The 13,440-nt window shown below is 60.4% G+C and carries 12 protein-coding genes; 2 read left to right on the top strand and 10 right to left on the bottom strand.

Annotated features, from left to right (window positions below):
• Nucleotides 1–89: 89 nt before the first annotated feature.
• The 7 genes from PSUM_RS17460 to PSUM_RS17430 all read right to left on the bottom strand — a co-directional run bounded on the left by PSUM_RS17460 (nucleotide 90) and on the right by PSUM_RS17430 (nucleotide 9,555).
• Complete coding sequence (locus PSUM_RS17460) at nucleotides 90–986, bottom strand: response regulator (protein ID WP_020797930.1); 897 nt, start codon at nucleotides 984–986, stop codon at nucleotides 90–92.
• A gap of 80 nt (nucleotides 987–1,066) precedes the next feature.
• Complete coding sequence (gene phoU, locus PSUM_RS17455; RefSeq protein ID WP_008064514.1) at nucleotides 1,067–1,828, bottom strand: phosphate signaling complex protein PhoU; 762 nt, start codon at nucleotides 1,826–1,828, stop codon at nucleotides 1,067–1,069.
• Between the two features lie 71 nt (nucleotides 1,829–1,899).
• The gene (gene pstB, locus PSUM_RS17450; protein WP_020797931.1) at nucleotides 1,900–2,733 is read right to left on the bottom strand and encodes a phosphate ABC transporter ATP-binding protein PstB; all 834 of its coding nucleotides are present in this window, start codon (nucleotides 2,731–2,733) and stop codon (nucleotides 1,900–1,902) included.
• Between the two features lie 131 nt (nucleotides 2,734–2,864).
• Nucleotides 2,865–4,535: a phosphate ABC transporter permease PstA gene (gene pstA / locus PSUM_RS17445; RefSeq protein WP_020797932.1), complete on the bottom strand. Its 1,671-nt coding sequence runs from the start codon at nucleotides 4,533–4,535 to the stop codon at nucleotides 2,865–2,867.
• 15 nt (nucleotides 4,536–4,550) lie between these two features.
• Nucleotides 4,551–6,833 carry an ABC transporter permease subunit gene (locus PSUM_RS17440; protein ID WP_033042684.1) on the bottom strand — a complete coding sequence of 761 codons (2,283 nt, stop codon included), beginning with the start codon at nucleotides 6,831–6,833 and terminating at the stop codon, nucleotides 4,551–4,553.
• A gap of 190 nt (nucleotides 6,834–7,023) precedes the next feature.
• On the bottom strand, nucleotides 7,024–8,022 hold the full coding sequence (locus PSUM_RS17435) for a phosphate ABC transporter substrate-binding protein PstS (RefSeq protein WP_020797934.1): 999 nt from the start codon (nucleotides 8,020–8,022) through the stop codon (nucleotides 7,024–7,026).
• A gap of 234 nt (nucleotides 8,023–8,256) precedes the next feature.
• Nucleotides 8,257–9,555, bottom strand: a complete 1,299-nt coding sequence (locus PSUM_RS17430) for an MFS transporter (protein ID WP_033043511.1) — start codon at nucleotides 9,553–9,555, stop codon at nucleotides 8,257–8,259.
• A gap of 362 nt (nucleotides 9,556–9,917) precedes the next feature.
• On the opposite strand from PSUM_RS17430, the gene PSUM_RS17425 reads away from it, so the two are divergent.
• Entirely contained in the window at nucleotides 9,918–10,322 is a 405-nt protein-coding gene (locus tag PSUM_RS17425) for an acyl-CoA thioesterase (protein ID WP_007896491.1), read from the top strand.
• Nucleotides 10,323–10,395: 73 nt separating this feature from the next.
• The gene (locus tag PSUM_RS17420) at nucleotides 10,396–11,295 is read left to right on the top strand and encodes a D-hexose-6-phosphate mutarotase (RefSeq protein WP_083349919.1); all 900 of its coding nucleotides are present in this window, start codon (nucleotides 10,396–10,398) and stop codon (nucleotides 11,293–11,295) included.
• A gap of 84 nt (nucleotides 11,296–11,379) precedes the next feature.
• Here PSUM_RS17420 and PSUM_RS17415 read toward each other — a convergent pair whose 3' ends face one another.
• From PSUM_RS17415 to PSUM_RS17405, 3 genes are all read right to left on the bottom strand, one after another.
• Nucleotides 11,380–11,916 carry a DUF3299 domain-containing protein gene (locus tag PSUM_RS17415; protein WP_083349920.1) on the bottom strand — a complete coding sequence of 179 codons (537 nt, stop codon included), beginning with the start codon at nucleotides 11,914–11,916 and terminating at the stop codon, nucleotides 11,380–11,382.
• Between the two features lie 83 nt (nucleotides 11,917–11,999).
• Entirely contained in the window at nucleotides 12,000–12,245 is a 246-nt protein-coding gene (locus PSUM_RS17410; protein ID WP_020797938.1) for a GlsB/YeaQ/YmgE family stress response membrane protein, read from the bottom strand.
• Nucleotides 12,246–12,357: 112 nt separating this feature from the next.
• A complete protein-coding gene (locus PSUM_RS17405; RefSeq protein ID WP_020797939.1) occupies nucleotides 12,358–13,440 on the bottom strand; it encodes a 5-(carboxyamino)imidazole ribonucleotide synthase in 1,083 nt (360 codons plus the stop codon).

The following is a 13,440-nucleotide window of genomic DNA, read 5'->3' as shown; positions in this document are numbered from 1 at the left end:
CGGTGATTTCGAGGGCCTCTTCGCGAGCAAGCTCGCACCTACAGGTCGGCGCAAACCCTGTGGGAGCGGGCTTGCTCGCGAAGGCGGTCTTAAGCGCCAGGAATGAAATGCTTCTGCGCCGTACCACGAGCGATCAATCGCGAAATGTAGTCGAGTTTCTGCGCATCCTGATCGACAAAGCGGAAGGTCAGCTGCAGCCAGTCGCTGTCGGGCTTGGGCTCGTGGGCCACCACAGCGTGCAGGTAGCCATTGAGGCGGGCCACTTCGGCACTCTCGCCCTGCTCCAGATCCAGTACGGCGCTGTCGAGGACCTGCGGCAGGCTGTCGGTGCGCTTGACCACCAGCAGCGCTTCCTTGAGGCTCAGCGCCTTGATCACGCACGGCTGGATGCCGTTGGGCAGCCGCAGCTGACCCTGGCCGCGTCCACCGCCGCCAGTAGCAGCCACCGGAGCCTTGACCGGTGGGCTGTTGAGCAACCCTGGGGATGCTGCCGCGGGCGCCGGAGCACTCACGGCAGGCTTGCCACTGGTCAATGCGTTCAGGGTGTCGTTACCAAATGCCGAGATCGTTTTGGTCGCCGCCACGCTGATCAAGCTGTCGAGTTTGCCGACCTTGTGCAGCGCCTGCTTGACCTTGGTGATCAGTTGCTCGTTGGTGAAGGGTTTGCTGACGTAGCCGGAAACGCCGGCCTGGATCGCCTGGACGACGTTCTCCTTGTCGCCACGACTGGTCACCATCACGAATGGCATGCCTTTGAGGCTGTCTTGTTCGCGGCACCAGGTCAGCAGCTCCAGGCCGGACATCTCTGGCATTTCCCAGTCGCACAGCACCAGGTCGAATGCCTCCCTGGCCAGCAGCGACTGCGCCTTGCGGCCGTTGACCGCGTCTTCGATGCGCATGCCCGGGAAATAGTTGCGCAGGCATTTCTTCACCAGGTCACGAATGAACGCAGCATCGTCCACGACCAACACACTGACCTTACTCATCCACAACCCCTTTAAAAAATCCCGGCGACCCCCAAACGAAAACGCCCGGCCAATAGGCCGGGCGCTTTAATTGGGCAATCTTACTTATCGTCAGATTTGCCCGGAACATTAGCGGTTTCGCCGCTGGTTCCTTCAACTTCTTCCTTCATGCGCTTGAGGCCCAGGTGACGTACGTCTGTGCCTCGCACCAGGTAAATCACCAGCTCCGAGATATTGCGTGCGTGGTCGCCGATGCGCTCCAGCGAACGCAGTACCCAGATGATGCTCAAGACCCGCGAGATAGAGCGTGGGTCTTCCATCATGTAGGTCGCCAGTTCACGCAGGGCCGTCTTGTACTCACGGTCGATGATCTTGTCGTACTGCGCCACCGACAAGGCCAGGTCGGCGTCAAAACGGGCAAAGGCATCCAGCGCATCACGGACCATGTTGCGCACCTGGTCGCCAATGTGGCGAACCTCGACGTAACCCCGCGGCGCTTCGCCTTCTTCGCACAGCTGGATGGCGCGACGGGCGATCTTGGTCGCTTCGTCACCGATGCGCTCCAGGTCGATCACCGATTTGGAAATGCTGATGATCAAACGCAAGTCGGACGCCGCCGGCTGACGACGGGCCAGGATACGCAGGCATTCTTCGTCGATATTGCGTTCCATCTGGTTGATCTGGTCGTCGATCTCACGCACCTGCTGGGCCAAGCCGGAATCGGCCTCGATCAGCGCGGTGACCGCGTCGTTGACCTGCTTTTCGACCAGCCCGCCCATGGCCAGGAGGTGGCTGCGCACTTCCTCGAGCTCGGCGTTGAACTGCGCGGAAATGTGGTGGGTAAGGCCTTCTTTACTAATCATGTTGGCGTCCTTGGAGCGTCCGGTAAGGTGCGGTGGACCGCAGCGTCAGTTTAGTGAGCAACAACCGCTTACTAGCCATAACGACCGGTGATGTAGTCTTCGGTCTGCTTCTTCGCCGGATTGGTGAACAGGGTATCGGTGTCGCCGAATTCCACCAGTTTGCCCATGTACATGAACGCCGTGTAGTCGGAAACCCGCGCGGCCTGTTGCATGTTGTGGGTCACGATGACGATGGTGAACTTGGATTTCAGCTCGTAGATCAGCTCCTCGACTTTCAGCGTCGAGATCGGGTCGAGTGCCGAGCAGGGTTCGTCGAGCAACAGCACTTCCGGCTCCACGGCGATGGTACGGGCAATCACCAGGCGTTGTTGCTGGCCACCGGACAAGCCCAGCGCCGATTCATGCAGACGGTCTTTGACTTCGTCCCACAGGGCCGCGCCTTTCAACGCCCACTCAACCGCTTCGTCGAGTACGCGTTTCTTGTTGATGCCCTGGATACGCAGGCCGTAGACCACGTTCTCGTAGATGGTTTTCGGGAACGGGTTCGGCTTCTGGAACACCATGCCGACGCGACGACGCAGCTCGGCCACGTCTTCGCCCTTGCGGTAGATGTTGTTGCCGTAGAGGTTGATCGCGCCTTCGACACGGCAACCGTCCACCAGGTCGTTCATGCGGTTGAAGGTGCGCAGCAGCGTCGACTTGCCGCAGCCGGACGGGCCGATGAAGGCGGTCACGCGCTGTTTCGGGATGTTCATGCTGACGTCGAACAGTGCTTGTTTGTCGCCGTAGAACAGGCTCAGGCCCGGCACTTCGATGGCCACGGTTTCCTGCTCGAGGCTCAGGCTCTGTTTGTCGCGACCCAGGGCCGACATGTTGATGCCGTGGGTATGTGCTTCGTGCTGCATGGGAGGCTCCCTGTGCTAACAAATTCGGTTCAATTTTTGTGGGAGCCAGCCTGCTGGCGAAGGGGCCATCAATGGCGCCAAAAGCTTCGCGAGCAGGCTCGCTCCCACATAGAAATAATTGCTGCTGCTAATCAGCTATCCAGCGCCTTGTACTTCTCGCGCAGGTGGTTACGGATATAAACGGCCGACAGGTTCAACGTCGCGATCACCAGCACCAACAGTAGCGCCGTGGCGTACACCAACGGCCGCGCGGCTTCGACGTTCGGGCTTTGGAAACCGACGTCATAGATGTGGAAGCCCAAGTGCATGATCTTCTGGTCCAGGTGCAGGTAAGGGTAATTACCATCCACCGGCAGCGACGGCGCCAGCTTCACCACACCCACCAGCATCAGCGGCGCCACTTCACCCGCGGCGCGTGCCACGGCGAGGATCATGCCGGTCATCATGGCCGGGCTGGCCATTGGCAATACGATCTTCCACAAGGTTTCCGCCTTGGTCGCGCCGAGGGCCAACGAGCCTTCACGCACGGTGCGAGGAATCCGCGCCAGGCCTTCTTCGGTGGCCACGATCACCACCGGCACCGCCAGCAGCGCCAGGGTCAACGATGCCCACAACAGGCCCGGTGTACCGAAGGTCGGCGCCGGCAAGGCTTCAGGGAAGAACAGGCGGTCGAGTGAGCCACCCAGCACGTAGACGAAGAAGCCCAGCCCGAACACGCCATAGACGATCGCCGGAACGCCCGCCAGGTTGTTCACCGCGATGCGGATCACCCGGGTCAGGGTGTTCTGCTTGGCGTATTCACGCAGGTACACCGCGGCCAGTACGCCGAACGGGGTCACGATCATCGCCATGATCAACGTCATCATCACGGTGCCGAAGATCGCCGGGAAAATCCCGCCTTCGGTGTTCGCTTCACGCGGGTCGTCGCTCAGGAACTCCCAGACCTTGCTGAAGTAGAAACCGATCTTGGTAAAGGTGCCCATGGCGTTCGGCTGGTAGGCGTGAACCACTTTGCCGAGGCTGATTTCGATTTCCTTGCCGTTGGCATCGCGGGCAGTAAGGCTGTCGCGGTTGAACTGCGCGTGCAGATCGCCCAGACGGGCCTCGATGTCTTGATAACGGGCATTGAGCTCGGCGCGCTCGGATTCCATGTCCGCTTGCGCAGCGGCGTCGAGCTTGCCGTCCAGCTCCAGTTTGCGGCCGTGCAGGCGGATGCGTTCCAACCCGGCGTTGATCGCGCCGATGTCGGACTTCTCCAGGGTCTTGAGCTGGGCAGCCAGCTGATTCACGCGGTTGATCCGCGCCTGCAGCTCGGGCCATGCAGCCTCGCCTTCGGCAATCACCTTGCCGTCCTGTTTGACGTTGACCAGGTAGCCGTAGAAATTGCCCCACTCGCGACGCTCAAGCGCCATCAATTCGACCGGCGTTTTCTGATTGGTCAGCCACTCGCCGACGATCCACGTGAAATCGGTGCCGTTCAGGTCACGGTTGCCGACCTTGATCAGCTCGCGGGTCATGAACTCCGGGCCGTCCTCAGGCACCGGCAGGCCGGCACTCTTCAAACGCGCACGTGGCACTTCTTCCTTCTGCACCACTTCGCCGATGACCAAATGATTGGCCTGGCCCGGCACGTCGTAGCTGGCGTGGATCAGGTCCGCCGGCCAGAAGTGACCCAGGCCGCGCACGGCAATCACCGCCAGCAGGCCAATGGTCATGATGACCGCGATGGACACCGCGCCACCGCTGATCCAGACGCCCGGGGCGCCGCTCTTGAACCATCCTTTCAGGGAGTTCTGTTTCACAGACTTCTACCTTTCTTAAAGCGACGAGTATTTCTTGCGCAGACGCTGACGAATCAGTTCCGCGAGGGTGTTCATGACGAAGGTGAACAGCAGCAGCACCAGCGCCGAGAGGAACAGCACGCGGTAGTGGCTGCCGCCGACTTCCGACTCCGGCATTTCCACCGCGACGTTGGCGGCCAGGGTACGCAGGCCTTCGAACAGGTTCATTTCCATGACCGGGGTGTTACCGGTGGCCATCAACACGATCATGGTTTCGCCGACCGCACGACCCATGCCGATCATCAGCGCCGAGAAGATGCCCGGGCTGGCGGTGAGGATCACCACGCGGGTCATGGTCTGCCACGGCGTTGCACCGAGGGCCAGCGAGCCCAGGGTCAGGCCGCGCGGCACGCTGAATACGGCGTCTTCGGCGATGGAGTAGATGTTCGGGATGACTGCGAAGCCCATGGCCAGGCCGACCACCAGGGCGTTGCGCTGGTCGTAGGTGATGCCCAGGTCGTGGGAGATCCACATGCGCATGTCGCCGCCGAAGAACCAGTTCTCCATGAACGGGCTCATGTACAACGACAGCCAGCCGACGAACAGGATCACTGGAATCAGCAGGGCACTTTCCCAGCCGTCAGGGACTTTCAGGCGAATCGATTCCGGCAGTCGGCTGAAGGTGAAACCGGCGACCAGGATGCCGATTGGCAGCAACATCAGCAGGCTGAAGATGCCCGGCAGATGCCCTTCCACATAAGGGGCGAGGAACAGACCGGCGAAGAAACCGAGGATCACCGTCGGCATCGCTTCCATCAGCTCGATCACCGGCTTGACCTTGCGGCGCATGCCCGGAGCCATGAAGTACGCGGTGTAGATCGCCGCGGCGACGGCCAGTGGAGCGGCCAGCAGCATGGCGTAGAACGCGGCTTTCAGGGTACCGAAGGTCAGCGGCGACAGGCTCAGCTTGGGTTCGAAGTCGGTGTTGGCGGCGGTCGATTGCCAGACGTATTTAGGCTCGTCGTAGTTCTCGTACCAGACCTTGCTCCACAACGCGCTCCACGACACTTCCGGGTGCGGGTTGTCCAGCAGCAACGGTTGCAACTTGCCGCCGGCCTCCACGATCACGCGGTTGGCCCGTGGCGACAGACCGAACAGGCCCTGGCCTTCGACCACCTGGTCGACCAGCAGGGTACGGTGTGCGGTGCTGTGGAACACGCCGAGCTTGCCCGAGGCGTCGAGGGCGACGAAGCCCTTGCGGCGCTCTTCGGCGGTGATTTCAACGATGGGCGTGGTGCCCATCTGGAAGGTGCGGATCTGCTTCAGGCGCTGCTCACCATCCGGGTCGCGGGCCATGAACCACTGGGCCAGACCACCTTTGGAGTCGCCAAGGATCAGCGAGATGCCGCCTACGAGCTGGGTACTGGCGGTAATTTCGGCTTCACCGTTTTCCAGCAGTTTGTAGCGACCGTTCAGGCTCTTGTCACGCAAGCTGAAGACGTCGGCCTGGGCACGACCGTTGATCACGTACAGCCACTGCTGACGCGGGTCGACGAAGATGTTCTTCACCGGCTCGGTCATCTGCGGCAGATCGATGCGCTTCTGCTCGCTGGTGATTTCGCCTGTCATCATGTTTTCTTCGCTGGTCAGCGACAAAACATTGAGTTGCGAACCGGTAGAACCCACCAGCATCAGGGTCGAATCGTTGGCGTTGAGGCTGACGTGTTCCAGCGCACCACCCGCCTCGTTCAGCGTGATCGGGGATTCGCCATACGGGTATTCAATGGCTGGCGAGATGGTCTTCTTGCCGTCCGGGTAGCTGACTTTGTAGGTGTGGCGGAACACCATGGCCTGGCCGTTGGACAAGCCCACCGCCACCAGTGGGTGACCTGGCTGGTCGTCACCGATGGACGTCACGCTGGCACCGGCCGGGATCGGCAGATCGACGCGCTTGAGTTCGACACCACTGTCGATGTCGAAGAACAGTGCCTGGCCCTTGTCGGAAACCCGCATCGCGACCTGGTTCTGCTCTTCCAGGGAGATCATCAACGGCTTGCCGGCGTCTTGCATCCAGGCCGGCGTGATGGCGTCCTTCGATGTCAGGCTGGCCCCCTGAAACAGGGGCGCAACGACGTAGGCGAGGAAGAAAAAGATCAGCGTGATCGCGCCGAGAACGGCGAGGCCGCCCACCAGGACGTACCAACGGGTCAGGCGATCCTTGAGCGCGCGGATACGGCGCTTGCGTTGTAGCTCAGGCGTATTGAAATCAATTCGCTTGGGGGGATTTGTAGTCATTGTGGAATTGGCCAGATCATTCATTCGCACACCCTAGCTATCCTGTATGACAGAAAGATGACAGTGCAGTGACGCAACAAATCCGCCGCCCGGTGAAACCGGCAGCGGAGCGAAAAATTTGGGGGTGTTGGAACGCAACTCCGTGGCGAGGGGATAAATCCCCTCACCACACAAGCCCCCCAAAGAGATCCGGGGTTAGCCCCGGATCAGGGTTTTACTTTTTTGCGACTTCGGTACCTTCCTGCAGACCCAGGTCAGCCAGTGCTTTTGCTGCAACCTTGGCTGGCAGCGGGATGTAGCCGTCTTTCACCACGACTTCCTGGCCCTGCTTGGACAGAACCAGCTTCACGAACTCGGCTTCCAGCGGCGCCAGAGGCTTGTTCGGGGCCTTGTTGACGTATACGTACAGGAAGCGGGACAGCGGGTACTTGCCGTTCAGGGCGTTTTCTTCGGTGTCTTCGATGAACTCGCCGCCTTCTTTCTTGGCCAGGGCAACGGTTTTCACGCTGGCAGTCTTGTAGCCGATGCCCGAGTAACCGATACCGTTCAGCGAGGAGCTGATCGACTGCACGACCGAAGCCGAACCTGGCTGTTCGTTGACGTTCGGCTTGAAGTCGCCTTTGCACAGGGCTTCTTCCTTGAAGTAGCCGTAGGTGCCGGATACCGAGTTACGACCGAACAGTTGAAGCGGCTTGTTGGCCAGGTCACCGGTCACGCCCAGATCACCCCAGGTCTTGACGTCGGTCTTGGCGCCGCACAGGCGAGTCGAGGAGAAAATCGCGTCGACTTGAGCCATGGTCAGGCCCTTGATCGGGTTGTCCTTGTGCACGAATACAGCCAAGGCGTCCACGGCAACCGGGATAGCGGTTGGCTTGTAGCCATACTTGGTTTCGAAGGCTTGCAGCTCGTTATCCTTCATCTTGCGGCTCATCGGGCCCAGGTTAGCGGTGCCTTCGGTCAGCGCAGGTGGCGCGGTAGACGAACCGGCGGCCTGAATCTGGATGTTTACGTTCGGGTATTCTTTCTTGTAGTTCTCAGCCCAGAGGGTCATGAGGTTGGCCAGGGTATCGGAACCGACGCTGGACAGGTTGCCCGACACACCAGTGGTCTTGGTGTAGCTCGGGATAGCAGGGTCAACAGCGGCAACCGCGTTGGCAGTCGCAACGCCAGCAGCGACAAAAGTCATTGCCGCCATCAAACGCTTCAGTTTCATGCCTTACTCCTAGCAGATAGGGTGTGTTATTCGGGGCCAAGTATCAGCAGGCCGTGTGAACACTCTATGGCTGAAATATGACAATTGGATGAAAGGCCAGCATCTGCCGACAGATCGTTCCCACGCTCTGCGTGGGAATGCCTCAAGGGACGCTCCGCGTTCCAGCTTTAGGAAGGGCCGCGGAGCGACCCTGGCTGCGTTCCCACGCAGAGCGTGGGAACGATCGGCGGTGAATTAGCGCCCTTTCTTCCAGAGATACGCCCCCACCAATATCCCGACCCCGCACAGCACCGCCACGTAATACGCCGGTCCCATCGGGCTTTCCTTGAGCAGCAGGCTGACGACCATCGGCGTCAAACCACCGAAAATCGCGTAGGCCACGTTGTACGAGAACGACAGGCCGCTGAAACGCACCACTGGCGGGAACGCCTTGACCATCACGTACGGGACCGCGCCGATGGTGCCCACCAGCAGACCGGTCAGGGCATACAGCGGGAACAACCAGTCGGGATGGTCGGCCAGGCTGTGATAGAACGTCCAGGAACTGGCCAGCAACGCCATGCATCCGACAACGAACACGCGCCCCGCACCAAAGCGATCCGCTAACGCACCGGCAATGATGCAGCCAATGCTCAGGAACACGATTGCCACACTGTTGGACTGCAACGCGGTGGTTGGCGCGAAGTGGTAGACCGTCTGCAGCACGGTCGGGGTCATCAGGATCAACACCACGATGGCGGCGGACAACAGCCAGGTCAGCAGCATCGAAATGGCAATTGCACCGCGATGGTCACGCAGCACCGCGCGCAACGGCACCTCCTCGGCCAGAGCCTTGCGCTGCTGCAGCTCGGCGAACACCGGAGTTTCGTGCAGCCAACGGCGCAGGTACACGGAGAACAGACCGAACACGCCACCGAGCAGGAACGGGATCCGCCAGGCGTAATCCGCCACTTCAACTGGCGTGTAAATGCTGTTGATCGCCGTGGCAACCAGGGAACCCAGCAGGATACCCGCCGTCAGGCCGCTGGTCAGGGTGCCGCAGGCATAGCCGACATGCCGTTGCGGTACGTGTTCAGAAACGAAGACCCAGGCACCCGGCACCTCACCGCCAATTGCCGCGCCCTGGATCACCCGCATCAGCAGCAACAGGATCGGCGCCCACATGCCGATCTGTGCATAGGTCGGCAACAGGCCCATGATCAGGGTTGGCACCGCCATCATGAAGATGCTCAGGGTGAACATCTTCTTGCGCCCCAACAGGTCGCCAAAGTGCGCCATCACGATGCCGCCCAGTGGCCGCGCCAGGTAGCCGGCGGCGAAGATGCCAAAAGTCTGCATCAAGCGCAGCCACTCGGGCATGTCCGCCGGGAAGAACAGCTTGCCCACCACCGTGGCGAAGAACACGAAGATGATGAAATCGTAGAACTCCAGCGCGCCACCCAGGGCCGACAGCGATAGCGTCTTGTAGTCGTTGCGGGTCAGCGGACGTGCGGATGGGGAAGGCTGCGCGATACTCGAGGGCGCTGTGGTCATGGCAAGGGCTTCTCTTATAGTCAGGTCTGCCGCCCCAACAACGCTGGCAAGGGCTCGGGCAGGACCGGCACGATAGCAAATTGTTCGAAAAAGCACATAGAGGCGCGTATTTGATGGGCAAAATGAGAACCGGACGGTCGTATCGGAGTCTATCGACCGATATACTCGCAATTGTGTAATAGCTTGTAAGGGGTTGCTGTGCGAAAACGCCTGTCAGGTTCATAGGCGATTTCGCAGAGTTTCCCTTTAGGCGCCTTACGAAAAACGTGACGAACGCAGTGAGTTCGGGGATGAATCGTTTTTCCAGGACGGCTATTTATCCGCTACACAACGAAGAGTCACGGGTCAGAGGCACCCCCCGCATGATAGAGCTCGAACAAGAAGATCCGATCCCGCAAGGCGACCTGGCCCTGCAAATTACCGCGCTTCCTCGCGAAACCAACGGCTTTGGCGATATTTTCGGCGGCTGGCTGGTGGCGCAGATGGACTTGGCCGGTACTGCGATGGCCAGCAAGGTGGCTGGCGGTCGCGTGGCCACTGTCGCGATCGACCGCATGGCATTCCTGGTTCCGGTCGCAGTGGGCGCCCAGCTCTCCTTCTATACCCAGGCACTGGAAATCGGCCGCAGCTCGATCCAGATGATGGTCGAGGTCTGGAGCGACGATCCACTGTCCAGCGAATGGCGCAAAGTTACCGAAGCGGTGTTTGTGTTCGTCGCCATCGATGGCAGCGGCCGTACTCGTTCGGTTCCGCCCCGGGCACGTTAAAAACGGGCTGCGTTAAACCCGATAAGCGTTTTGCGGTCCATTGCAGTCATTGTTACTGATCGAGAGCTGTCCCATGAGCACGCCCAACGTTGAAGCCGTCAAACTGGATGAACTGAACTGCTGGCGCATCCGCCACGGCCAGGCCGAATTGCTGGTGGCCCAGCAAGGCGCGCACATCCTCAGCTATCAAGTGGCCGGCCAGCCACCGCTGATCTGGCTCAACGACGAGGCCGTGTTCAAGGCGGGCAAAAGCATCCGCGCCGGTGTGCCAGTGTGCTGGCCGTGGTTCGGCAACCTGGCGCGCAACCCGCAGAGTGTCCAGGCAATGCGCATCAGCAGCGAACCCGCCGCCCCTCACGGGCTGGTACGGGCGATCGACTGGGAATTGGGCGGCATCGAGGCCGAGGGCGAAAGCCTGAAGATCGAGTTCCTCTTGCCTTGCCCCGAAGGCGGCTTGCCTGGCTGGCCGCACAAGGTCGACCTGAAGTTGAGCATTCGTCTGGATGAGCAACTGCATATCAGCCTGACCAGTCACAACCAGGGCACCGACACCGTCACGATCAGCCAGGCGCTGCACAGCTATTTCGCCGTCAGTGATGTGCGAAATGTGCATGTCGAAGGGCTGGACGGGCTGAGCTATATCGAGACGCTGGACGACTGGAAAACCGTGACCCAGTCCGGTGACTTGCACTTTACCGGCGAAACCGATCGCATTTACCTCGATACGCCGACCCAGCTCAGCATTGTCGACCCGTCCTGGGAGCGGCGTATCGAGCTCACCAGTTCCGGTTCACGTTCGGCTGTAATCTGGAACCCATGGACCGAACGCGCCGCGGCTTTCAGCGACATGGCCGACGATGGCTGGCAACGCATGCTGTGCATTGAAACGGCAAATGTGATGGGTGATGTGGTGGCTTTGGCTCCGGGGGCCAGTCATACACTCGGCGTGAGTATTGGCAGCAAAGTGCTTTAAGATCAAAAGATCGCAGCCTGCGGCAGCTCCTACACAGATCCCTGTAGGAGCTGCCGCAGGCTGCGATCTTTTTGCTTCACTCGATCACAGGTCCGATTCCTGCACCACCCTCACCTTCGCCGCGTCCAGCGCATACGCCGCATCCGCCAGGTCATTGCTGACCTTCTCGATCTTCAGCGTGCCGGTCACCCACAGCGGCGTGTAGATATCCTCCAGCTTCAAACCCTTGGGATAACGCACCAGCACCAATTGATTGGGTGGCGGCGGCGGTACGTGGATGCAGGCCCCCGGGTATGGCACAAGGAAAAACAAGGTGCTGCGGCCCTTGGCGTCGGACTCCAGCGGTACCGGATAGCCACCGATACGGATGTCCTTGTCGTTCATGGACGCTACGGTCTTGGTCGAATACATCACCGCGGGCAAGCCCTTGCTCTGCTTCATGCCACCTTTTTCAGTGAAGGTGCCATTGGCTTCCGGAGAGTCGTGGTCGATTTCAGGCATGGCCTCGAGGGCTTTCTGGTCCGACTTGGGCATCAGTTCGAGCCAGTCGGTTTCCGGCAGCTCGCCGGCATGGGCAAGGCCCGTACTCAGTAAAACAAGAGTCAGCAGAAGACGTCGCATGAAAATGCCCGGTAGGGTTAAGGAGATCGCCGGGCATTCTAGTCCTCCCGGGCTGCGCAGCCGAGAGGACTTTGTCGCTTGAGTCAGTTCTTTTTGATCAAGCCGTAGATCACCAGCAAGATGACGGCGCCCACCAGTGCGCCGATGAAGCCTGCGCCTTCACCCGCTTGATAGAGACCCAGAGCCTGGCCGCCGTAGGTGGCTGCCAGCGAACCGCCGATACCAAGCAGGATGGTCATGATCCAGCCCATGCTGTCATCGCCCGGTTTAAGGAAGCGTGCCAGCAGGCCGACGATCAAGCCGATAAAGATGGTTCCGATGATTCCCATGGCATTTCCCTCTGATTAAATGGCAGTGTCCAAAGCCTAGTCAGACTTTGGCATCCTGCCATGAGAGAACGGCGGTCCCTGAATGGTTCCGCCGCTGCCACATGAAACTGTTTTACTCGGCGATGAGCGCTTCGACCTTGAGGATCTGTGCGGCCAGCGTTTCGCGGTCTGCACAGCGCAGATTGGCGTGACCCACCTTGCGGCCGACCTTGAATGCCTTGCCGTAGTGATGCAGGTGGCAATCGGCGATGGCCAGGACTTTGTCGGTCTCCGGCACTTTACCGATGAAGTTCAGCATTGCGCTTTCGCCGACCTTGGCGGTCGAACCCAGCGGCAGGCCGGCGACCGCCCGCAGGTGGTTTTCGAACTGGCTGCACTCGGCACCTTCGGTGGTCCAGTGCCCGGAATTGTGTACGCGCGGGGCAATTTCGTTGGCCTTCAGGCCCCCGTCGACTTCAAAGAACTCGAACGCCATCACGCCAACATAATTCAGCTGCTTGAGCACACGGCTGGAATAATCTTCGGCCAAGGCTTGCAACGGGTGATCGGTGCTGGCCACGGACAGCTTGAGGATGCCACTGTCGTGGGTGTTATGTACCAGCGGATAGAACCTGGTTTCGCCATCGCGGGCGCGCACGGCGATCAGCGAGACTTCGCCGGTGAAGGGTACGAAACCTTCCAGCAGGCAAGCCACGCTGCCCAGCTCGGCGAAAGTGCCAACCACATCTTCAGCTGTACGCAGGACTTTCTGGCCCTTGCCGTCGTAACCCAGGGTGCGGGTTTTCAGCACGGCTGGCAGACCGATGGAAGCCACGGCGGCGTCCAGATCGGCTTGCGACTGAATGTCGGCGAACGCCGGGGTTGGAATGCCCAGGTCCTTGAACATGCTCTTTTCGAACCAGCGATCACGAGCGATGCGCAGGGCTTCGGCACTCGGGTAAACCGGCACGAACTGCGACAGGAACGCCACGGTTTCCGCCGGGACGCTCTCGAACTCAAAAGTCACCAGATCGACTTCATCGGCCAGCTGACGCAGGTGATCCTGATCGCCATAATCGGCGCGCAGGTGCTCGCCCAACGCGGCAGCACACGCGTCCGGCGCCGGGTCGAGGAAAGCGAAGTTCATACCCAGCGGAGTTCCCGCCAGCGCCAACATGCGACCCAATTGGCCGCCACCGATTACACCGATCTTCAT

Origin of the sequence: Pseudomonas umsongensis, assembly GCF_002236105.1 — a bacterium.
GTDB classification, from domain to species: Bacteria; Pseudomonadota; Gammaproteobacteria; order Pseudomonadales; family Pseudomonadaceae; genus Aquipseudomonas; species Aquipseudomonas umsongensis.
Note: the sequence above shows the minus strand (reverse complement) of the source record. Positions and strands in the feature narration are given on the sequence as shown.